Source organism: Streptomyces sp. JW3 (assembly GCF_052216785.1).
Classification (GTDB): Bacteria; Actinomycetota; Actinomycetes; order Streptomycetales; family Streptomycetaceae; genus Streptomyces.
Genome location: NZ_JBQOUX010000134.1, coordinates 1 through 20,161, shown reverse-complemented (window position 1 = coordinate 20,161; position 20,161 = coordinate 1). Strand labels below are relative to the sequence as shown.

Genomic DNA, 20,161 nt, shown 5'->3' with positions numbered 1-20,161 from the left:
CCCCGAAGAAGTCGAGAACATCATCCTCGCCCACCCCGCCGTCCACGACGTCTCCGTGGTGTCCGTGCCCGACGAGTACCTCGGCGAACGCTCGCTGGCCTACGTGATCCCGCGCAAGGACGCCGAGCCGCTGAAGCCGGTGGCGATCAAGCGGTTCGTCCGCGAGCGCGGCATCGCCGCCTACAAGGTCCCCGACCTCGTCGAGTTCGTCGACGCCTTCCCGCAGACCGGCGTGGGCAAGATCAGCAAGAAGCAGCTGCGGTCCGCCGCCGAACAGTCCTGACCGCATCCGAGGACTCCGAGAGGACTCCCCCCATGGCACTTCCCGCCATCGCCCCCTATCCGCTCCCGGCACCGGCGGAACTCCCCGAGAACCGCGTGTCCTGGACCGTGGACCCGGCGCGTGCCGTCCTGCTCGTGCACGACCTGCAACAGCACTTCCTCGGCGCCTTCCCGGCCGGCGAGCAGCCGCTGACCGGCATGCTCGGCAACACCGCGCGACTGCTGAGCGCGTACCGCCGGCTCGGCGTCCCGGTCGTCTACTCCGCCCAGCGCGGCGGCCAGACCCCCGAACAGCGCGGGCTCCAGCTGGACTTCTGGGGTCCCGGTGTCGCCGACGACCCGGCGAAACTCGCCACGCCGGAGCTGGTCGCCCCGCAGGACGGCGACACGGTGCTGACGAAGTGGAAGTACAGCGCGTTCGTCCGCACCGAACTGGCCGAGCTGATGCGGGACAAGGGCCGCGACCAGATCGTCATCGCCGGCGTGTACGCGCACATCGGGGTGCTGATGACCGCCGCCGACGCCTGGCAGCGGGACATCAAGGCGTTCGTCGTCGCCGACGCGGTCGCCGACTTCTCCCGCGCCGACCACGACCTGGCCCTGCGCTACGCGGCCGGCCGCTGCGCCGTCGTGACCACCACCGACACCCTCCTGAAGGAGGTCTGAGGCATGCCGCTCACCGTCGATCAGATCCGTACCGACGTCGCCGACTGCCTCGGCGAGGACGTGGCGGACATACCCGTGGACGAGAACCTCGTCGACTACGGCCTGGACTCGGTCCGCATCATGACGCTCCTGGAACGCTGGCGCCGCGAGCACGCCGTCAGGGCCGACTTCGCGGACCTCGCCGAGCAGCCCGCCATCGAGGTCTGGGCACCGCTGCTGGGGGTGGCATGACCGCCGCCGTCGAAGCGACCCCATCGGTGCTGCCGCTGACCGCCGCCCAGTCGGGCATGTGGTTCGCGCAGGCCCTCGATCCGCTGAGCCCGGCGCAGAACACCGCCGAGTGCCTGGAGATCGACGGGCCGCTGGACGCCGCGCTGTTCGCCGAGGCGCTGCGCCGGGTGGCCGCCGAGGCCGAGACACTGCGGGTGCGCGTCGCGGACACCCCGGACGGGCCCCGGCAGCACCTCGCGGACTCGGTCGAACTGCCGCTGATCGTACGGGAGTCGGGCACCTCGGCCGAGGCGGAGGCGTGGATGCGCGCCGACCTCGCCGAACCGTTCGACCTGGCGGCCGGACCGCTGTTCCGGCACGCCCTGTTCCGGGTCGGGACCGACCGGTGGCTGTGGTACCAGCGCATCCACCACCTCGTCATGGACGGTTACGGCTACTCGCTGCTGGTGCGCCGCACCGCCGAGGTGTACTCGGCGCTGGCCGGCGGCGAGCAGCCGCCGCCGCGTTCCTTCGGCACCCTGGCCGACCTGGTCGCGGACGACACCGCCTACCGCGCCTCGGCCGCCTTCGAGGCCGACCGGGCGCACTGGACGCGGGCGTTCGGGGACCGTCCCGAGGCGCCCCGGCTGGCCGGCCGCGGCGCGCTGCCGTCCCGCACCTTCCACCGCCGTACCGCACACCTCTCCCCCGAGACCACCGAGCGGCTCAAGGAGCTGGCCCAGCGGCTCCGCGCCACCTGGCCGGACGTGCTGATCGCCGCGCAGGCCCTGTACACCGCCCGCGCCACCGCCCGCACCGACGTGGTCCTCGGCCTGCCGATGATGGGCCGGATGGGGTCGGTGGCGCTGCGGGTGCCCGGCATGGTGATGAACGTGCTGCCGCTGCGGCTCACCGTCACCCCGGACGCCACCTTCGCGGAACTGGTCCGGCAGGTGGTGCTCGGCATCCGCGAGGTCCGCCGCCACCAGCGCTACCGCTACGAGGACATCCGCCGCGACCTGGGCCTGCTCGGCGAGAGCCGGGCCCTGGTCGGCCCGCTGGTCAACGTCATGCCGTTCGACTACGGCGTGGACTTCGCGGGCGCCCCGGCCCGCGCCCGCAACCTGTCCGCGGGCCCGGTGGACGACCTCACCGTCAACATCTACGACCGCGCCGACGGCCACGGGCTGCGCATCGACCACGACGGCAACCCGGCGCTGTACGCGGATCCGGACCTCGCCGCGCACCAGGAGCGGTTCCTGCACCTGGTGGACCGGCTGGCCGGCACCGACCCGCAGTCCCCGCTCGCCGTGCACTCCATCGCCACCCCGGCCGAGCACGCCCTGGTGGTCGAGGAGTTCAACCGCACCGAGCGGGCCCTGCCGCCGACCACCCTCGTCGGCCCCATCGAGGCGCAGGCCGCCCGCACCCCCGACGCCACCGCCCTGGTCTTCCAGGACACCGCGCTGACCTACGCCGAGCTGAACGCCCGCGCCAACCGCCTCGCCCGGCACCTCCAGTCGCTCGGCGCCCGGCCGGGCACGGTGGTGGCGGTGTCGGTGCCGCGCTCGGTGGAGCTGATCGTGGCGCTGCTCGCGGTGCTGAAGGCGGGCGCCGCCTATCTGCCGCTGGACCCGGACTACCCGGCGCAGCGGCTGGCGTACATGCTCGACGACGCCGCGCCGGTGTGCGCGGTCACCGACCACGCCGACCGGCTCCCCCCGGACACCGGCACCGAACTGGTCGTCCTGGACGGCCTGGACACCTCCGGGTACGCCTGGACCGACCCGGCCCGCGCGCTCACCCCGGCGCACCCCGCGTACGTCATCTACACCTCCGGGTCCACCGGCCGCCCCAAGGGCGTCGTGGTGCCGCACCGGGCGATCGACAACCGGCTGCGCTGGATGCAGGCGGAGTACGGGCTGACGGCGGCCGACCGGGTGCTCCAGAAGACGCCGTCGTCGTTCGACGTGTCGGTGTGGGAGTTCTTCTGGCCGCTGCGCGAGGGCGCGGCCCTGGTGGTCGCCGAGCCCGGCGGGCACAAGGACCCGGTGTACCTGGCCCGGCTGATCCGCGACCGCGCGATCACCACCTGCCACTTCGTGCCGTCGATGCTCCAGGTGTTCCTGGCCGCGCCGGAGGCCGAGGGGTGCGCGGGGCCGCTGCGCCGGGTGTTCTGCAGCGGCGAGGCGCTGCCCCGGGAGACCGCGACCGCCTTCGCGCGCACGCTGCCGGGCGTGGAGCTGCACAACCTGTACGGGCCGACCGAGGCCGCGGTCGACGTCACGTACCACGCCTGCGACCCGGCGGGCTCGGGTCCGGTGCCGATCGGGCGGCCGGTGTGGAACACCCGGCTGCACGTCCTGGACGCCGCCCTCCAGCCCTGCCCGCCCGGGGTGCCGGGCGAGCTGTACCTGGCGGGCGTCCAGCTCGCCGACGGCTACCTGGGCCGCCCGGAGCTGAACGCGGCCCGGTTCGTCGCCGACCCGTTCGGCCCGGCGGGCACCCGGATGTACCGCACCGGCGACCTGGCCCGCTGGACGGCGGACGGCGAGGTCGAGTACCTGGGCCGCACCGACCACCAGGTCAAACTGCGCGGGCAGCGCATCGAACTGGGCGAGATCGAGGCCGCGCTCGCCGCCCTGCCCGGGGTGGAGGCGGCCTGTGCGCTGGTCCGCGAGGACCGGCTCGTCGGGTATGTGACCGGCGGCGCGGACCCGGTGGAGATCCGGGCGGCGCTGGCCCGGGAGCTGCCCGAGCACATGGTCCCGGCCGCCGTGGTGGCGCTGGCCGCCTTCCCGCTCTCCCCCAACGGCAAGCTGGACCGCCGCGAGCTGCCCGCCCCGGTGTTCGCCGGCGGCACCGGGACGCGGCCCTTCGCCTCCGCCCGCGAGGAGGCGCTGACCGGTCTGTTCGCCGAGGTGCTGGGCGCCGAGGGGGTCGGTCCCGACGACGCGTTCTTCGACCTGGGCGGCACCTCGCTGCTGGCGGTGCGGCTGGTCGGGCGGGTCCGGGAGGAGTTCGGTACGGAACTGACCATCGGCTCGCTGTTCGAGGCGCCGACGCCGGCCGCGCTGGCCGCCCGCCTGGACGCCGCCGCACCCGCCGCCGACGACGCGCTGGGCGTCGTACTGCCGCTGCGCGCCGAGGGCGAGGGCACCCCGCTGTTCGGCATCCACCCGGCGGGCGGACTGGCCTGGTGCTACGCGGGACTGACCGCGCGGCTCGGCCCCGGGCAGCCGGTGTACGGGCTCCAGGCCCGCGGTCTGAGCGGCGACGAGGAACTGCCCCGCACCCTCCAGGAGGAGGCCGAGGACTACGCGGCCCGCATCCGCGAGGTCCAGCCGCACGGCCCCTACCGGCTGCTGGGCTGGTCGGTCGGCGGGGTCCTCGCGCACACGGTGGCCGTGCTGCTCCAAGAGGCCGGCGAGCAGGTCGCGCTGCTCGCGCTGCTGGACGCGTTCCCGTCCGAGCAGTGGCGGGAGCGGCCCGCGCCCGAGGAGGGCGACGCGCTCACCGCCGTGCTGCGCATGGCGGGCTTCGACCGCACCACCGAACGCACCCGCGAGGACGTCCTCGCCACCCTGCGCGCGGCGGGCAGCCCGCTGGCCGGACTCACCGACCGCACCCTGTCCCGGATCGTCGACATCGTCCCCAACCACGCCCGCATGATGCGCGCGCACGAACACCGGGTCTACGAGGGTGACGTGCTGTTCTTCACGGCCGCCGCGCCGCGTGCCGAGGACTGGCTGACCAGGGACGCGTGGCGGCCGCACGTGACCGGGGAGATCGTCAACCTCGATCTGGACTGCACCCATCCGCAGCTGATGCGGGACCGGTACCTCGACGACATCGCGGCGGTGCTGGCCGCCCGGCTGAAGGAGCTGGACGCGTGAGCACCGGCCGGCCGGGGGCCCGGTAGGGCGGCGGTTCGGCGGCTGCGGCGGCGTGGTGGCTCGTCGCGCAGCCGAAGGACCGGCCCCGTTCAGCGGCCCAGGAGTTCCACAAGGCCGTCGGCCAGCTCCGTACGCCAGCACAGGTAGTCGTGACCGCCGTTGAACTCCCGGTAGGAGGAGTCGTGATACCCCAGCTCGCGCAGGGTGTCGCGCAGCCGCCGGGCGGCGGGCAGGGCCACCCACTCCTGCTCGCCGAAGGAGAGCCAGAACCGCACCGGCAGCCGCGGCACTCCGGCGAGGGTCCGGGTGAGCCACTCGGCGTCGTCCCCGACCGGCCACCAGAACGAGCCCGACTGGACCAGGGCGTTGCCGAACCGGTGCGGGGCGGCCACCGCGGCGTACGCGGCGGTGAGTCCGCCCAGGCTCTGCCCGGCGACGACGGTGCGGGCCGGGTCCGCGGTGAGCGGCAGTCGCCCGGCCGCCCACGGCAGCAGCTCGTCGGTGAGGTGGGCGACGTATCGGGGCCGGCAGCTCAGTTCGGCCCAGCGGGTGGGTTCGTCCACGGCCTCCGGCAGCACGGCGGCCAGCGGCGGCAGCCGTCCGTCGGCGATCAGGTTGTCCAGCAGGTGCGCGAGGCCGAGCCGGGGTCCCCAGTGCTCGCCGTCCAGCAGCACCAGCACCGGCAGCCCGGCGGCCGGCGCCGGTCCGCCGGGCGGCGCGTACAGCCAGACCCGCCGGTCCCCGCCGAGGCGCCCGCTCGGCAGCCGGTGCTCGGTGACGGTGCCGCGCGCGACGTCCGGCCGCGGCACCCAGTCGGCCGCGTCGGGGGCGGCGGGCAGTTCGGCGTACGACACCGGCTCGCCGCCCCAGCGGCGCGGCAGCGCCCGGTCGTTGAACGGGTCGCGGCGGGGGGCGGCGCGCAGCCGCCGCCAGTACGGCGGCCCGGTCTCCTCGATCCCCTCGTCGACGTGGAAGTCGTAGCTGCCGCGCCAGTCGTGCCGCAGGCGGAGCGTCCAGTGCCATACGTCGGTGCCGGGCACCCGCTCCATCAGGTTGCCCTCGGGTGCGCGCGGGTCGCCCAGCTTGTTGGGCAGCACCTCGACGGCGCGGGTGGCCGGGGTGCCGCGCCACAGGAACGTGACCGCCCGGTGCTCCGGACCGCCCTGCGGGTCGGGACCCACCAGCGGGGTGCCGAGGCGGCGGACCTCCGCCCAGAACTCCTCGGCACCGCCGGGGTCCGGCAGTGCCCGGACGGGTTCCGCGAGCCGCGGCACGGGGTGCGGTCTGGGCAGCCGGGGCGGGCGGGTCGCCGTGCCCTCCGGTGGCCCGGTGAAAAGGTTGTGGATGGGGTCCATTTGACTGCTCACGATCTTCATATTAGGTTAGCCTCACCTTACTTGATCGCACGTCGCCTTCCGCGCCGGCCGCAGCCGCCCCCAACGTGCCTCCTCTTCAAGCGTCCTTCGGTGACGTTCGCCTGCCAGGAGCAGCCATCATGACCTCTGACAGATCCGCTTCGCCCGCCGGCGCCCGGCTGGGCCGGGTGGTCGCCCTGACCGCCGGTGCCACGCTGGGGCTCGGTGCCCTCGTCGCCGCCCCGCTGGCCGCGTCCGGTGCCGACGGCGCGGGTGTCACCGACACGGTGGCGCTGGCCGCGGACACCGCCTCGGCCGCCCCCGCGGTCACCCTGGGGACGGCCTCGGTGCGGGCCGGCGACGCGGTGCCGTTCACCGCCACCGGCTTCCCGGCCGGCGGCACGCTGAGCGTCAAACTCGACGACGCGACGCTGCTCAAGCAGTTCGCGATCGGCGCCGACGGCACGGTCTCGGACCAGGTGACCATCCCCGCCGGCACCGCCGCGGGCGGCGGTCACTGGCTGCGGTTCCTGGCGACCGGGACGAGCGTCAAGAGCGAGAGCCTGACGGTCACCGCCGCCGCCACCGCCTCTCCCACCCCGACGCCGACACCCACCCCCACTCCCACCCAGACCACCGCGCCGGCCGCCGCTCCCGAGGTGAAACTGACCGGCGGCAGCAAGGTCGCCGCGGGCGGCAAGGTGTCCTTCGCCCTCTCCGGGTTCGTCAAGGGCCAGAACGTCACGGTGAAACTGGACGACAGCGAGATCCTCGGCCAGTGGAACGGCGCGGTGCGGGCCGACGGGACCTTCACCGGCACGGTGACCGTGCCGGGGTCCACCTCGGCGGGCGCGCACTGGCTGCGCGTGCTGGCACCCGACCCGGCGACCAGCCTGAAGGCGGACATCACCGTCACGTCGTCCTCGTCGTCCTCGGGCGGTTCGGACGGATCGGATGGTTCGGACGGATCGGGCGGCTCCGCCGAGGGGGATGGCAGCGGCTCGGGGTCGACCAGTGGTTCCGGCGGTTCGTCGGGCGGTTCCTCCGGTACTTCCGCCGGCACCTCCGCCACCATCACGGCCGGCTCCCGGGTGGCCGCCGGCGGCAAGGTCTCCTTCCGGGTGGCCGGCTTCCCGGCCGGACAGCAGCTGACGGTCAAGCTGGACGACAGCGAGATCCTCGGCCAGTGGACCATCGGCTCCGACGGGTCGTACTCGGGCAGTGTCACCGTCCCCTCCGACGCCACGAAGGGCGCCCACTGGCTGCGCTTCCTCGCCCCGAACCCGCCCACCAGCCTGCGCGCCGACTTCACGGTGACGTCCGGCTCCACCGCCGCTTCCTCAACCACCGCCGCCTCCACCGGCGGCTCCGCCACCCCCGTCCCGGCGGCCTCCGGCGCACCGGCCAGCGCCACCAACGACGCCGGCGCCAAGGCCGAGATCACCGCCAGCGAGGTCCAGCCCGGCGGCACCCTGCACTTCAAGGTGACCAAGTTCCCGGCCGGCAAGCAGGTCACGGTCAAACTCGACGACGAGGCCATCCTCGGCCAGTGGCAGACGGACGAGAACGGCTCCTACGAAGGTGACGTGACCGTCCCCGCGGACACCTCCGCCGGCGCCCACTGGCTGCGCTTCCTCGCCCCCGACCCGCCCACCTCGCTCAAGGTGGAGTTCACCGTGAACGCCGCCGCGGCGGGCGGCTCGGGCAGCTCCCCGGAGACCTCCTCCACCACCGCGCCGGGCGCGGCGGCGGGCACGCTGGTGGCCGCGGCCGAGTCCACCGTCTCCTACGCGACCGTCGCCTGGTCGGCCGCGGCCGCCGCGGTCGGCGGTGCCGCCGGGGCCGCCGCGACCACGCTGGTGGTCGTGCGCCGCCGCACCGAGCGGCCCGCGCCGAGCGCCTGACACACCGGCGCCCGCCACCGGGCGCCCCGCCAAGCCACTTTTCCCTCAGCAGTCAATTCAGTACATCCCTCAATTCAGTACATCCCCCAGCAAGGGAGTTCCGCCATCATGTCCCTCACCGGCACCCGCACCCGCCGCCGCACCGCGATCGCCTCGGCCGTCGCCGTCGCGGTCGCCGCCGGCAGCGTCCTCACCCTGGCCGGCACCGCCTCGGCGCACACCAGCGGTTCGACGGTCACCACGGCCAAGCTCGGCACCGGCCAGTACCAGTCGGCCTACTCCGAGCGCAACAACGTGCTGTGGGTCACCACCGCCGTCGGCCGTCCGCCGGTCACCGACTCCCACCTGCTGGCGGTGGACCCGAAGACCCTCACCGTCAAGTCGGACATCACCCCGCCGGTCACCGACACCGCCACCGGCGCCGTCGAGGCCGTCTACGGCGTCGCCGTGGACGACGAGCACAACACGGTGTGGACGACCAACACCCGCAACAACACGGTGTCCGTCTACAGCCAGCGCACCGGCGAGCACCTCGCCACCCTGCCGAACGTCAACCACGCCCGCGAGATCGTCGTCGACGAGAAGCACAACACGGTCTGGGCGAGCGGCTTCAGCGACGGCACGCTGGTCGCCTTCGACAGCAAGACCCTGAAGGAGAAGGAGCGCGTCACCGTCGACGGCGCCGGCCCGGCCGGTCTCGCCGTCGACGAGAAGACCGGCACGGTCTACGCCGCCGACATGACCAACGACCGGCTGATCGCGGTCAAGCGCGGCTCCACCACGCCGGCCTTCATCCCGGCGGGCGACGGCGCGATCTCCGTCTCCCTGTCGAAGAACGGCAGGACCGCCTACACCGCCGACCAGACCGCGGGCACCGTCTCCGTGATCGACCTCAAGAAGGGTGTCGTCACCAAGTCGGTGGCGACCGGCGCGGGCGCCCTGTCGGTGGCCACCGACGAGCGCTCCGGCGACGTCCTGGTCGTCAACCGCACCGACGCCGACGTGACCCGCGTCGACGTGAAGAAGGGCGTCGTCGAGGAGACCGTCGCCACCGGTGCCAACCCCAACCACGTGGAGATCGCCGACGGCACCGCCTACGTGGTCGACAAGTCGGGCGCCGGCACCACCGAGGACACCCTCACCAGGATCCGCCTCGCCCGCTGACGCACCGCGAGCCCGGCGCCCGTCATCCCTCCGCTACGGTCAGCGGCGGTGGGTGACGGGCGCCGTCCACATGCCCACGACCGCGTCGACCAGACCGTCGGCCGCCGCCCGCCAACTGGCCCGCGCGGTCGGCCGGTGCTCGGCCAGGGCCCGCTCCCGCTCGGCGGCCGTGTGCACGATCAGATGGCGGGCCATCTCGCCCCGCTCGGCCCGGATCTCGGCCGGCAGGTCGGGCAGGCACGGCGAGAGCCCGTCGAGGATGCGCCCGAGCGACGGCGACCCGAAGGACTCCTCCGTCATGATCCGGCGCAGCGCCGGGTCGCTCATCACCTGGGCGCAGAACCGCGCGTACCAGGTGGGGCCGGGCAGCGCCGCGAGATGGTCGTACAGCGGCCGCACCAGACAGTCCGCCCAGTCCCGTACGCCGGCGGCGGCGCCGAGCGCGGCCAGTTGCCGGGCCCGGTTCGCCTCGATGCCCGCCGCGTGCCACTGGGCGATGGCGCGGACCAGGTCGGTCTTGGTGCCGAAGTGGTAGCCGACCGCCGCGTTGTTGCCCTGTCCGGCGGCCTCGCTGACCTGCCGGTTGGAGACCGCGTACACCCCGTGCTCGGCGAACAGCCGCTCGGCCGTGGTCAGGATCAGCCGCCGGGTCGCGCCGACCTGTTCCGCCCGTACCGACCTGCCCGTCATGATCACCACCGCGCCGGGACCGCCGCTTCGCCCCGCGCCGCCCGGTCCCTTTGATCGTCGCAGGTCACCGCCGTCGGGCGGGCCGTTCCCCGTACAGTACGTCAGTCGTTCGGGCGAATCCGGGCGCCGTCGCGCGTGGCGGCCCGCTCCGGCGTAGAAACCTTCCCCGTGGAGCTGCCGCTGATCCCGCCCATGCTCGCCACGCCCGGCACCCTGCCGCCCGTGGCGCAGGACGCGCGCTGGGCCTACGAGACCAAGCAGGACGGCCAGCGGGTGGTGGTCTACCTGCCCGGGGACGGCAGTGTGCTGCTGCGCGCCCGGTCCGGTCAGGACATCACCGCCGCCTACCCGGAACTGCGGCCCCTGGGCACCGTGCTCGGCACCACCCCGGCCGTGCTGGACGGCGAGGTGCTGGCGCTGGACGCCGACGGCCGCGCCGACTTCCAGCTGCTCCAGTCCCGGATGGGCCTGGCGCACGCGCCGGTGCGGGCGGCCGAGCGGGCCGCCCGGGTCCCGGTCCACCTGGTCCTCTTCGACCTCCTGCACCTGGGCAGCCGCCCGCTGGTGTCCCTGCCGTACACCCGGCGGCGCGGCCGGCTGGAGGAACTGGGGCTGGCCGGGCCGGCCTGGTCGACCCCCACCGCGCTGGTCGGCCACGGCGAGCGGGCGCTCGGGGCCACCCGGGAGCACGGCCTGGAGGGGCTGGTGTGCAAGCGGCTGGACTCGAGGTACGAGCCGGGGGTGCGGTCCCGGGCCTGGATCAAGATCCGCAACATGCGCAGCGAGGACGTGGTGATCGGCGGCTGGCTGCCCGGCAGGGGCCGGCTGACCGGGCTGCCCGGCGCGGTGCTGACCGGTCAGCGCGCCGCCGGACGCCTGCGCTACGTGGGCGGGGTGGGCACCGGCTGGAGCGAGGCGGAGCGCACCGAGCTGGCCCGGCTGCTGCGGGCGGCCGGCACCGACGTGTGCCCCTTCGACCCGGTGCCGGCGGTGCCGGGCGCCCGCTGGGTGGTGCCCCGGCTGGTGGGCGAGGTCCGGTTCAGCACCCGGACCCGGGAGGGCATGCTGCGCCAGCCGTCCTGGCTGCGGCTGCGGCCCGACCTGGCCCCCGAGGAGTCGGCCGCCGACGTCCCCGACGACCTGGTGTGACCGGGGACCTGCTGTTGGGCTGCGCTTCATTTCTGTGACTCCTGCGCCTCTTGGCACGGAAGAGGAACGACGGCATCCTGAACTCCCCTTCCCCCCACAGCCGTTGGGCTGCGCCCAAGAGGAGGACGCAGTGTCGTCGAGCATGTCCGCCACCCGCCGCAGGAGATGGCTCACCACGGTCGCCGGGGCGATAGCCCTGGTCGTCGCCTTCCCCGCCACCGCCTTCGCCGCCCCGCCGCCGGCCCTCCCCCAGAACGCCGACCCGGCCGAACTCGCCTACCAGCCCGCCTTCGACTACGACACGGACGGCTGCTACCCGACCCCGGCGATCAGTGCCGACGGCACGGTCAACGGCGGCCTCAACCCGACCGGCGCCCTCAACGGCAACTGCCGGGACGCCACCGACCTGGACAACACCAACGGCTACGCGCGCGCCAAGTGCGACGGCGACTGGTGCGCGTACCTGTACGGCCTGTACTTCGAGAAGGACCAGGCCCTGCCGGGCAGCAGCATCGGCGGCCACCGGCACGACTGGGAGCACGTCGTGGTGTGGGTGCGCGGCGACTCCGTGGAGTACGTGTCGACCTCCAACCACGGCTCGTTCACCGTGCACGCGCGCTCCGAGGTCCGCTTCGAGGGCAGCCACGCCAAGGTCGTCTACCACAAGGACGGCATCAGCACGCACTGCTTCCGGCTGGGCACCGCGAACGACGAGCCGCCGGAGAACCACAAGGGCACCTGGCAGTACCCCACGCTGGTCGGCTGGAACGGCTACCCGGCGGGCGTGCGCGACAAGCTCAGCGCCTACGACTTCGGCAGCGCCAATTTCGGCCTCAAGGACGCGAGCTTCGCCGCCCACCTGACCTCGGCGAAGCCGGCCGGCATCACCTTCGACCCGAACGCCTGACCCGTGCGCGGTACACGACCGGTGCCCCTCGGGGCACTATCGTGTCCGCATGTCCGTTCCCGAGCTGATCCGTGTCGTCTCCCGCGACTCGCCCATGGCGCTGGCCCAAGTGGCCCGCGTGCAGGGCGAGTTGGCGGCCGCGCTGCCCGGCGTGCGCACCGAGGTGGTGCCGGTCAGAACCACCGGTGACAAGTGGCTGGGCGATCTGGCGCAGGTCGAGGGCAAGGGTGCCTTCACCAAGGAGGTCGACGCCGCGCTGCTGGCCGGCGCGGCCGATCTCGCCGTGCACTGCGTCAAGGACGTGCCGGCCGACCGGCCGCTGCCGGCCGGCACGGTGTTCGCCGCGTTCCTGGCCCGGGACGACATCCGGGACGCCCTGATCCACCCGGGCGGGCTGACCCTGGACGAGCTGCCGGCCGGCACCAGGATCGGCACCTCGTCGGTGCGCCGGGTCGCCCAACTGGCCGCCACCCACCCGCAGCTGACCTGCGTGCCGTTCCGCGGCAACGCCAACCGGCGGCTGGCGAAGCTGGCCGCCGGGGAGGCGGACGCGCTGCTGCTCGCCGTCTCGGGCCTGGAGCGCATCGGACGTACCGACGTGATCAGCGAGGTGCTCTCCGCCGAGACGATGATGCCGCCGATCGGCGCGGGCATCCTGGCGCTCCAGTGCCGGCAGGACGACACCCGGCTGATCGACGCGGTCAGCGCGCTCGGCCACCCGGACACGCACCGGGAGGCCACCGCCGAGCGGATGTTCCTGCACGTGCTCCAGGGCCACTGCAACAGCCCGATCGCCGGGTACGCCCGGGTGGACCGCAGCGGCGAACTCTCCCTGCGGGCCTGTGTATTCACCCCGGACGGCAAGACCCGGCTGAACGCCCACGAGTGGGCGGGCCGGCTGGACCCGGCCACCCTCGGCACCTCGGTCGCGGTGGCACTGCTGCGCCAGGGCGCCCGGGAGATCATCGACGGCATCGCGCACTGAGGAATCAGGCGGTGCCCTCCTCGGCCTGGCCGCGCAGGAAGGCGCAGACCTGGTGGGCGAGGTTGTCGTGGTCCGGGCCCGGAGGGACCGAGCCCGCGCCGCCCGGCAGACCGACGCCGCCGGTCCACAGCCGCCGGCCGGTCCACTCCTCGTCGACCCGCAACTGCACCTGTACGTCCAGCTGTCCGAGGTCGGCCTCCGGGCCGGCCGCGTGCACGACGGCGGTGACCCGGCGCAGCGGATAGACGTCGAAGCCCTCGACGAACTGGGAGTTGCGCCAGTCGATGAAGGCGCCCTCGCCGTCGGGGCCGAGGCGGACGTCGATCTGACCGTCCTCCAGATGGACGCAGAACCGCTGCTCGCCGCGGTTCTCCACGGTCACCCGGAGCCGGAAGTAGGTGAGCCCCTCGGCGGCGTCGTCCCGGCCGCGCGGCGGCTCGCCGGGCTCGACACGGTGGACGCGGACCCGCAGTCCGGGGTGTTCGTCGTACTCCTGCCAGTCCCCGACCACGTTCGGCTCGTACACGGTGCACCCTCTCGACCTCTTGGAGCTGCTTCCTATCTGTGTGCTCAGTACACTGTCAAATGCGCGGAATGCTCGCTGGCCAGGGAGTTCGTCCTTTTTGTTCGCGATCAAGCGCTGCCCAGGAAGAACGGGCGGCGGCCCGGCGCGGCAGCCGCGGCGGGCGTGCCGCACATCACGTCAGCGGCGATGACCATCGACAGGCGGGCTACCCCGATCACCACTCTTCTCATCCGACATTTCACCTCATATGGTTATTTGTTTGGATACTGGTGTGACAGGGAATGCCTTGGGAGTGCTTCGAGGGAGGTGCGCATGATGCGTATCGCCGGCCGAACCAAGCCGCACCCGCATGACGACGCCCCCGACACCGGCGCGGCCTTCGCGCGGCTCGCGGGACTGCCGCCGGGCGCGGAACGCAAGGCGCTGCGGGACGAGCTGATCCAGGTCTGGCTGCCGATGGCCGAGCGGATCGCGGTCCGCTTCCGGGGCCGCGGCGAGAGCCTGGAGGACCTCTACCAGGTGGCGGCGCTCGGCCTGGTCAAGGCCGTCGACCACTACGATCCGGCCCGCGGCCACGCGTTCGAGGCGTACGCCGTGCCGACCGTGACCGGCGAGATCAAGCGCCACTTCCGCGACCACATGTGGACCCTGCACGTGCCGCGCCGGGTCCAGGACCTGCGCAACCGGGTGCGCCGGGCGTCCAAGGAGCTGGCCCAGACCACGCCGGGACGGGCCCCGACGGTCGAGGAGATCGGCGCGTACGCGCACCTGAGCACCGACGAGGTGCGGACCGGCATGGAGGCGCTGGAGTGCTTCACCGCGCTGTCGCTGGAGGCGGAGATGCCCGGCACCGACGGCTACGCCCTCGGGGACGCGCTCGGCGGCCTCGACCCGGCGTTCGACACGGTGGTGGACCGGGTGGCCGTCCAGCCCTGTCTGATGGCGCTGCCGGAACGCGAGCGGACCATCCTCTACCTGCGCTTCTTCCGCGGGATGACGCAGAGCTGCATAGCGCAGCAGCTCGGCATCTCCCAGATGCACGTCTCCCGGCTGCTGAGCACCTGCTTCGCCCGGCTCCGCGAGGAGATACTCGCCGAGACCCACTGAGCCGCGCTGAGCCGCGCTGAGCCGTTCTAGCCGGGAGTCCCCGGGATCTGGACCGGACCGTGCCGGTCCAGGGCGTCCTCCAGCGCGGCCCGGATCTCGCGCGGCATCGCCCCGGTGCGGCCCCAGACCAGGATCAGCTCGGCCACGTTGCGCAGTTTGATGTTGGTGTGCTGGGAGACCTCCCTCAGCACCAGCCAGCCCTGGTCGGGCGCCACCCGGCCGAGCACCATCACCATGCCGATCGCCTGGTCGACCACGGCGTGCGAGACGACCGCCTCCTTGAGCTGGCGGACCTGTTCCTGAAGCTCGGCCAGCCGCTCCGCGCCCCCGTCTGCGGACATGGTCGCCTCCTCTCGCTCCGACGCGTCCATCGTCACCACGGTTCGCGCTCCCTGCCACCGGGCCCGCCGCTGGGCCGTCCGGGGTCAACCCGCGTAGTTTTCGTGGTCTCGTAGGGGTACTCGGCGGGCGCACTCGACGGTTCCGGCCGGACACTGGTGGGGAACCGGTGGCTGCCGGTGGACGAGACCAGGACGCGACTGCCATGAACCACGACATGACCTCCCCCGCCGGCGTGAGGAACGTACTCTCCACGCACTCCGTGTACGGGGCCCCCTGCTGGGTGACGCTCACCAGCCGTGATCTCGAAGCCACCGAGGAGTTCTACTCGGCGGTGCTGGGCTGGCAGTGGAGACCGGCCAGGCTCGGCGACCGGTTCCGGATCGCGATGGCGGACGGCGCGCCGGTCGCCGGGATCGCCGCGGTCGCCGGGATGTGGCAGATGGCGGTGGCCTGGATGCCGTACTTCGCGGTGGTCAGCGCCGATCAGGCGGCCGGGCGGGTGCAGGAGCGCGGCGGCACCGCGGCGGTCGGCCCGATCTCCTTCCCGCCCGGCCGGGCGGCGCTGCTGGCCGACCGGGACGGAGCCGCCTTCGGGGTCTGGGAGGGCGAGCTGTTCACCGACTGGGAGACCTGGCGCCACGCCCAGCCCGCCTTCATCCGGCTGCACACCCGCGACGCGTTCGACGCGGCCATCTTCTACGGCGAGGTGCTGGACTGGGCGACCGGCCGGCCCGGCGCCTGCGAGGTCGGCTACGAGGGCGGCGAGGTGGTGCTGCGCAGCGCCGGCGACGTGGTGGCCCGGATCGAGTCGGGCGCGCTGGAGGCGGCGCCCGACCCGGCCGTGCGGCCGCACTGGCAGGTGCACTTCTTCACCGCCGATGTCGCCGCCTGCGTCCGGGCCGCGGAACTGCACGGCGGCAGCGTGCTGGCCGCCGGCCCGGACGAGGCCGTACTGCGCGACCCGGACGGCGCGCGGTTCACGGTGACCGCGCGCCGCGGGCGCTGACGTCATGCCCGCTCCCGGCCGGCCCGGGTCGGCCGGGACAGCAGCACCAGGCTGCGCGGTTCCACGGTGAGCCGGGTGCCCGCCTTGTGCTCCGCCTCGTCGGGGACACCGTCCGGTTCGGCGGTGTCGACGAGGGTCGCCCAGCGTTCGCCGTAGGCGGCGTCCGGCAGCCGGAAGACGGTCGGCTCCCAGTGGCTGTTGAGCAGCAGCACGAAGGAGTCGTCGGTGACCGGCCGGCCGCACGGGTCGGGTTCGGCGATGGCGTCGCCGTTGAGGAACACGCCGACGGCGTGCGCGTCCGGCCGCCGCCAGTCGTCGTCGGTCATCTCCCGCCCGTCCGGCCTGAGCCAGACCAGGTCGGGCAGCGGCTGTCCGGCGTGCGTGACGGTGTCGCCGCGGAAGTAGCGGCGGCGGCGCAGCACCGGGTGGGCGGCGCGCAGCCCGATGACCTGCCGGGCGAAGTCCAGCAGGCCGCGCTGCTCGTCGGTGAGCCGCCAGTCCACCCAGGAGATCTCGTTGTCCTGGCAGTAGGCGTTGTTGTTGCCGCGCTGGGTGCGGCCCAGTTCGTCGCCGTGGCAGAGCATCGGGATGCCCTGCGACAGCATCAGGGTGGCCAGGAAGTTGCGCTGCTGGCGGGCGCGCAGCTCCGTCACGGCCGGGTCCTTCGTCGGGCCCTCGGCGCCGCAGTTCCAGGACCGGTTGTGGCTCTCGCCGTCCGCGTTGTCCTCGCCGTTGGCCTCGTTGTGCTTGTCGTTGTACGACACGAGGTCGCGCAGGGTGAAGCCGTCGTGCGCGGTGACGAAGTTGACGCTGGCGCGCGGGCGGCGCCGGCTGTGCTGGTACAGGTCGGAGGAGCCGGTCAGCCGGGACGCGAACTCGCCGAGGGTGTGGTCCTCGCCGCGCCAGAAGTCCCGTACCGCGTCCCGGTACCTGCCGTTCCACTCCGACCACAGCGGCGGGAAGTTGCCCACCTGGTAGCCGCCCTCGCCGACGTCCCAGGGCTCGGCGATCAGTTTGACCCGGCTGATCACCGGGTCCTGCTGGATCAGGTCGAAGAACGCCGAGAGCCGGTCCACCTCGTGGAACTGCCGGGCCAGGGTGGCCGCCAGGTCGAAGCGGAACCCGTCGACGTGCATCTCGGTCACCCAGTACCGGAGCGAGTCCATGATCAGCTGGAGTACGTAGGGGTGCCGCATCAGCAGGCTGTTGCCGGTGCCGGTGGTGTCGTAGTAGTGCTGCCAGTCGCCGTCCACCAGGCGGTAGTACGAGGCGTTGTCGATGCCCCGGAAGGACAGGCTGGGGCCGTTCTCGTTGCCCTCGGCGGTGTGGTTGTAGACCACGTCGAGGATGACTTCGAGGCCCGCCTCGTGCAGCGTCTTGACCATCGCCTTGAACTCGGTGACCTGCTGGCCGAGGGTGCCGTGGGCGGCGTAGCCGTTGTGCGGCGCGAAGAAGCCGATGGTGTTGTAGCCCCAGTAGTTGGCCAGGCCCCGGTCCTGGAGGACGCCGTCGTGCACGAACTGGTGCACCGGCATCAGCTCCACGGCACTCACGCCGAGCGAGCTGAGGTGCTCGACGACCGCCGGGTGCGCGAGGCCCGCGTAGGTGCCGCGCAGCTCAGGCGGGACGTCGGGGTGGGTGCGGGTCAGGCCCTTGACGTGCGCCTCGTAGATGACGGTGTCGGCGTAGGGCCGCCGCGGCGGGCGGTCGTCGCCCCAGTCGAAGAACGGGTCGGTGACCACGCCGAGCATCGTGTGCCCGGCGCTGTCGGCCGGGTCGGGCCGGCCGCCGGCCCGTTCCAGCAGAGAGGGGTGGTTGTCCATCGAGCCGTCCACCGCGCGGGCGTACGGGTCGAGGAGCAGCTTGGCCGGGTTGCAGCGGTGGCCGACGGACGGGGCCCAGGGCCCGTGCACGCGGTAGCCGTAGCGCTGCCCCGGTCCGACGCCGGGCAGGTGGCAGTGCCAGACGAAGCCGTCCACCTCGGGCAGCGGCACGGTGGTGTGGGTGCCGTCGTCGTCGACGAGGATCAGGTCGACGCGCTCGGCGACCTCGCTGAACAGGGCGAAGTTGGTGCCCTGACCGTCGAAGACGGCACCCAGGGGGTAGGGGTGCCCGCTCCACACGGGCGCCCCCTTCCAGTCCGGCCGCAGCGCGGTCACCGGGCCTCCTCCAGCACGCCGTTGCCGCCCGCGGCGCCCGGCGCGGCCAGCCGGGCCACCGGCAGGATCTCGCGCGGGACCTCCAGGCCCTCCTGGGTGATGGGCGTCGGCGCGCTGGCGACCAGCGGGACCCGGGCGCCGGCCCGGGCCCGCTGGGAGAACCAGATGACCTTGGCCCCGGTGTCGGTGGCGCAGCAGCCCCAGCCGTCGCTGGTCGCGGCGAGGTGCCGCAGACAGGCGCGGAGGTCCTGGTCGGGGCGGAGGGCGTGGTCGTTGCCGCCCACCGCCGTGATGAGGTGCTGGCCGTTCCACCACAGCTCTATCGACGTGTTCTTGTCGCTCGCGTGCTCGTCGATCGCCCGCAGCAGCATCTCGGTGCCTCGGCAGACCGGATCCACGAGGTTGTCCAGGTTCCAGAACCGGAGGTGAGCGGCCAGGATGCGGCGGACCTGGCCGACCCGCTCGGGGCTCACTTCCACGTCGAGGTGGTAGTAGCAGGGCACTGCGCTCTTCATCGTCGTCGGCTCCTCACCGCGAAGCTCCGCTCCCTCCCGCCCCTGACGGGACGGGCCCCGAGCACGAAGCGTGAGCACGTATCGCTTCTGAGTCACTCCAGAGTGGGAGCAGTAGTCCATTCGTGCAACACGAGACCGTCGTTGAAGATCCAACAAGACGCTGCGTCGCCGTCCGTGCACCATGTGTGAAGAACTCGATCGCCCGTGATCGAGCCCCGAAGGGAACGGCATCATGCTGCTACCTGCGAAAGCCGAGGTCGACCGGCAGCTACGGCGTTACCGGGACCGGGAACGGACGATGCTGGCCTCGCCCGCCGACCTGTCGGCCCGGGCCGTCTTCGAGGACTCCGGTTACACCCTGTGCGTGCTGATGGGGAAGCGGTGTGCGCGGGAGGCCGCGGACGCCGCCGAGCGGTATCTGGCCGGCCTGGTCACCCATGTGCCGGAACGGGACGAGCGGCCCCGGGCGGCCGGACGGAAGGCGTCGGTCGTGGACCGGCGGACCCCGGCGGGGAGCCCGGTCCCCTCCGGCGCGGCGTGACCCCGGTCCGGGCCCCGGCCCGGCTTCAGCAACGGCGGAGGTGAGAACCGATGAGCACGACCCCGGAGATCGGGCGCATTCCGGTGCGTGATGTCCACCCGGTGGTGGAGGGCGGCAGGCGTCCGGCGAAGGCGGTGGCGGGTGAGACGTTCGAGGTGACCGCCACCGTGTTCCGGGAGGGACACGACGCGGTCGGCGCCAACGTCGTGCTGGAGGGTCCCGAGGGCCAGGCCGGCCCGTGGACGCCGATGCGGGAACTGGCCCCCGGCACCGACCGCTGGGGCGCCGAGGTCACGCCGACCGCTGCGGGGCGCTGGACCTACCGGGTGGAGGCGTGGAGCGATCCGCTGGCCACCTGGCGGCACACCGCGTGCGTCAAGGTCCCGGCGGGCATCGACACCGGCCTGGTCCTGGAGGAGGGCGCGGAGCTGTACGAGTGGGCGGCGGCGGGGCTGCCCGACCGGTCCGCCCGGTCCGTGGTGCGGGCCGCCGCGGCGGCGCTGCGGGACGACACGCTGCCGGTGGACGTCCGGCTCGCGGCGGCGCTGACCCCGGAGGTGGACGCCGTCCTCGCCCGCTTCCCGCTGCGCGAGCTGGTCACCGCCTCGCCCGCGCTGCCGTTGCTGGTGGAGCGGGAGCGGGCGCTGTACGGCGCCTGGTACGAGTTCTTCCCGCGCTCCGAGGGCACGCCGGAGCGTCCGCACGGCACCTTCCGCACCGCCGCCCGGCGGCTGCCGGCCATCGCCGCGATGGGCTT

General features: G+C 73.4%; 20 protein-coding genes. 13 read left to right on the top strand and 7 right to left on the bottom strand.

Features of this window, described 5'->3' with window-relative positions; translation table 11 throughout:
- The 4 genes from ACTT8P_RS34195 to ACTT8P_RS34180 all read left to right on the top strand — a co-directional run.
- Nucleotides 1-283 (top strand): AMP-binding enzyme (locus tag ACTT8P_RS34195; RefSeq protein WP_442835683.1); only part of this gene is annotated, 283 nt, incomplete at its 5' end.
- A 32-nt stretch (nucleotides 284-315) separates the two neighbouring features.
- On the top strand, nucleotides 316-948 hold the full coding sequence (locus ACTT8P_RS34190) for an isochorismatase family protein (protein ID WP_442835682.1): 633 nt from the start codon (nucleotides 316-318) through the stop codon (nucleotides 946-948).
- Nucleotides 949-951: 3 nt separating this feature from the next.
- On the top strand, nucleotides 952-1,179 hold the full coding sequence (locus ACTT8P_RS34185; protein WP_442835681.1) for a phosphopantetheine-binding protein: 228 nt from the start codon (nucleotides 952-954) through the stop codon (nucleotides 1,177-1,179).
- Nucleotides 1,176-5,054, top strand: a complete 3,879-nt coding sequence (locus ACTT8P_RS34180; protein ID WP_442835680.1) for an amino acid adenylation domain-containing protein — start codon at nucleotides 1,176-1,178, stop codon at nucleotides 5,052-5,054. Before ACTT8P_RS34185 ends, ACTT8P_RS34180 begins: the two co-directional genes overlap by 4 nt.
- 89 nt (nucleotides 5,055-5,143) lie before the next feature.
- Here the strand turns inward: ACTT8P_RS34180 and fes are convergent, their stop codons facing one another.
- Nucleotides 5,144-6,409 carry an enterochelin esterase gene (gene fes / locus ACTT8P_RS34175; protein ID WP_442835685.1) on the bottom strand — a complete coding sequence of 422 codons (1,266 nt, stop codon included), beginning with the start codon at nucleotides 6,407-6,409 and terminating at the stop codon, nucleotides 5,144-5,146.
- 140 nt (nucleotides 6,410-6,549) lie between these two features.
- Here fes and ACTT8P_RS34170 point away from each other — a divergent pair, with 140 nt between their 5' ends.
- The gene (locus tag ACTT8P_RS34170; protein ID WP_442835679.1) at nucleotides 6,550-8,313 is read left to right on the top strand and encodes a hypothetical protein; all 1,764 of its coding nucleotides are present in this window, start codon (nucleotides 6,550-6,552) and stop codon (nucleotides 8,311-8,313) included.
- A gap of 108 nt (nucleotides 8,314-8,421) precedes the next feature.
- Nucleotides 8,422-9,477 carry a YncE family protein gene (locus tag ACTT8P_RS34165; protein WP_442835678.1) on the top strand — a complete coding sequence of 352 codons (1,056 nt, stop codon included), beginning with the start codon at nucleotides 8,422-8,424 and terminating at the stop codon, nucleotides 9,475-9,477.
- A 39-nt stretch (nucleotides 9,478-9,516) separates the two neighbouring features.
- On the opposite strand, the gene ACTT8P_RS34160 is transcribed toward ACTT8P_RS34165, so the two are convergent.
- Complete coding sequence (locus ACTT8P_RS34160) at nucleotides 9,517-10,167, bottom strand: TetR/AcrR family transcriptional regulator (RefSeq protein ID WP_442835677.1); 651 nt, start codon at nucleotides 10,165-10,167, stop codon at nucleotides 9,517-9,519.
- Between the two features lie 168 nt (nucleotides 10,168-10,335).
- Here ACTT8P_RS34160 and ACTT8P_RS34155 point away from each other — a divergent pair, with 168 nt between their 5' ends.
- The 3 genes from ACTT8P_RS34155 to hemC all read left to right on the top strand — a co-directional run bounded on the left by ACTT8P_RS34155 (nucleotide 10,336) and on the right by hemC (nucleotide 13,208).
- Complete coding sequence (locus ACTT8P_RS34155; RefSeq protein ID WP_442835676.1) at nucleotides 10,336-11,316, top strand: ATP-dependent DNA ligase; 981 nt, start codon at nucleotides 10,336-10,338, stop codon at nucleotides 11,314-11,316.
- A gap of 130 nt (nucleotides 11,317-11,446) precedes the next feature.
- Nucleotides 11,447-12,223 carry an NPP1 family protein gene (locus ACTT8P_RS34150; RefSeq protein ID WP_442835675.1) on the top strand — a complete coding sequence of 259 codons (777 nt, stop codon included), beginning with the start codon at nucleotides 11,447-11,449 and terminating at the stop codon, nucleotides 12,221-12,223.
- 49 nt (nucleotides 12,224-12,272) lie between these two features.
- Nucleotides 12,273-13,208 carry a hydroxymethylbilane synthase gene (gene hemC, locus ACTT8P_RS34145; RefSeq protein WP_442835674.1) on the top strand — a complete coding sequence of 312 codons (936 nt, stop codon included), beginning with the start codon at nucleotides 12,273-12,275 and terminating at the stop codon, nucleotides 13,206-13,208.
- A gap of 4 nt (nucleotides 13,209-13,212) precedes the next feature.
- Here hemC and ACTT8P_RS34140 read toward each other — a convergent pair whose 3' ends face one another.
- Both ACTT8P_RS34140 and ACTT8P_RS34135 read right to left on the bottom strand, forming a co-directional pair.
- Entirely contained in the window at nucleotides 13,213-13,734 is a 522-nt protein-coding gene (locus tag ACTT8P_RS34140; protein WP_442835673.1) for a hypothetical protein, read from the bottom strand.
- A 107-nt stretch (nucleotides 13,735-13,841) separates the two neighbouring features.
- On the bottom strand, nucleotides 13,842-13,964 hold the full coding sequence (locus ACTT8P_RS34135; RefSeq protein WP_442835672.1) for a hypothetical protein: 123 nt from the start codon (nucleotides 13,962-13,964) through the stop codon (nucleotides 13,842-13,844).
- An 85-nt stretch (nucleotides 13,965-14,049) separates the two neighbouring features.
- Here ACTT8P_RS34135 and ACTT8P_RS34130 point away from each other — a divergent pair, with 85 nt between their 5' ends.
- Complete coding sequence (locus tag ACTT8P_RS34130; RefSeq protein WP_442835684.1) at nucleotides 14,050-14,841, top strand: RNA polymerase sigma factor SigF; 792 nt, start codon at nucleotides 14,050-14,052, stop codon at nucleotides 14,839-14,841.
- Between the two features lie 26 nt (nucleotides 14,842-14,867).
- Here the strand turns inward: ACTT8P_RS34130 and ACTT8P_RS34125 are convergent, their stop codons facing one another.
- Nucleotides 14,868-15,182 carry an ANTAR domain-containing protein gene (locus tag ACTT8P_RS34125; RefSeq protein WP_442835671.1) on the bottom strand — a complete coding sequence of 105 codons (315 nt, stop codon included), beginning with the start codon at nucleotides 15,180-15,182 and terminating at the stop codon, nucleotides 14,868-14,870.
- A 203-nt stretch (nucleotides 15,183-15,385) separates the two neighbouring features.
- Here ACTT8P_RS34125 and ACTT8P_RS34120 point away from each other — a divergent pair, with 203 nt between their 5' ends.
- On the top strand, nucleotides 15,386-16,189 hold the full coding sequence (locus ACTT8P_RS34120) for a VOC family protein (protein ID WP_442835670.1): 804 nt from the start codon (nucleotides 15,386-15,388) through the stop codon (nucleotides 16,187-16,189).
- Nucleotides 16,190-16,191: 2 nt separating this feature from the next.
- On the opposite strand, the gene glgX is transcribed toward ACTT8P_RS34120, so the two are convergent.
- The gene (gene glgX, locus ACTT8P_RS34115) at nucleotides 16,192-18,348 is read right to left on the bottom strand and encodes a glycogen debranching protein GlgX (RefSeq protein ID WP_442835669.1); all 2,157 of its coding nucleotides are present in this window, start codon (nucleotides 18,346-18,348) and stop codon (nucleotides 16,192-16,194) included.
- On the bottom strand, nucleotides 18,345-18,863 hold the full coding sequence (locus tag ACTT8P_RS34110; RefSeq protein ID WP_361175197.1) for a pep a2: 519 nt from the start codon (nucleotides 18,861-18,863) through the stop codon (nucleotides 18,345-18,347). The genes glgX and ACTT8P_RS34110 overlap by 4 nt, the downstream gene beginning before the upstream one ends.
- Before the next feature lie 232 nt (nucleotides 18,864-19,095).
- On the opposite strand from ACTT8P_RS34110, the gene ACTT8P_RS34105 reads away from it, so the two are divergent.
- Nucleotides 19,096-19,404 carry a DUF5133 domain-containing protein gene (locus ACTT8P_RS34105; protein WP_442835668.1) on the top strand — a complete coding sequence of 103 codons (309 nt, stop codon included), beginning with the start codon at nucleotides 19,096-19,098 and terminating at the stop codon, nucleotides 19,402-19,404.
- 50 nt (nucleotides 19,405-19,454) lie between these two features.
- On the top strand, nucleotides 19,455-20,161 hold a 707-nt coding region (locus tag ACTT8P_RS34100), incomplete at its 3' end, for a maltotransferase domain-containing protein (protein WP_442835667.1).

Coding starts and splice junctions, on each gene's coding strand:
- ACTT8P_RS34190 (WP_442835682.1), top strand. CDS start 316: ATGGCACTTCCCGCCATCGCCCCCTATCCGCTCCCGGCACCGGCGGAA.
- ACTT8P_RS34185 (WP_442835681.1), top strand. CDS start 952: ATGCCGCTCACCGTCGATCAGATCCGTACCGACGTCGCCGACTGCCTC.
- ACTT8P_RS34180 (WP_442835680.1), top strand. CDS start 1,176: ATGACCGCCGCCGTCGAAGCGACCCCATCGGTGCTGCCGCTGACCGCC.
- fes (WP_442835685.1), bottom strand. CDS start 6,409: ATGGACCCCATCCACAACCTTTTCACCGGGCCACCGGAGGGCACGGCG.
- ACTT8P_RS34170 (WP_442835679.1), top strand. CDS start 6,550: ATGACCTCTGACAGATCCGCTTCGCCCGCCGGCGCCCGGCTGGGCCGG.
- ACTT8P_RS34165 (WP_442835678.1), top strand. CDS start 8,422: ATGTCCCTCACCGGCACCCGCACCCGCCGCCGCACCGCGATCGCCTCG.
- ACTT8P_RS34160 (WP_442835677.1), bottom strand. CDS start 10,167: ATGACGGGCAGGTCGGTACGGGCGGAACAGGTCGGCGCGACCCGGCGG.
- hemC (WP_442835674.1), top strand. CDS start 12,273: ATGTCCGTTCCCGAGCTGATCCGTGTCGTCTCCCGCGACTCGCCCATG.
- ACTT8P_RS34135 (WP_442835672.1), bottom strand. CDS start 13,964: ATGAGAAGAGTGGTGATCGGGGTAGCCCGCCTGTCGATGGTCATCGCC.
- ACTT8P_RS34130 (WP_442835684.1), top strand. CDS start 14,050: ATGCGTATCGCCGGCCGAACCAAGCCGCACCCGCATGACGACGCCCCC.
- ACTT8P_RS34125 (WP_442835671.1), bottom strand. CDS start 15,182: ATGTCCGCAGACGGGGGCGCGGAGCGGCTGGCCGAGCTTCAGGAACAG.
- ACTT8P_RS34120 (WP_442835670.1), top strand. CDS start 15,386: ATGAACCACGACATGACCTCCCCCGCCGGCGTGAGGAACGTACTCTCC.
- ACTT8P_RS34110 (WP_361175197.1), bottom strand. CDS start 18,863: ATGAAGAGCGCAGTGCCCTGCTACTACCACCTCGACGTGGAAGTGAGC.
- ACTT8P_RS34105 (WP_442835668.1), top strand. CDS start 19,096: ATGCTGCTACCTGCGAAAGCCGAGGTCGACCGGCAGCTACGGCGTTAC.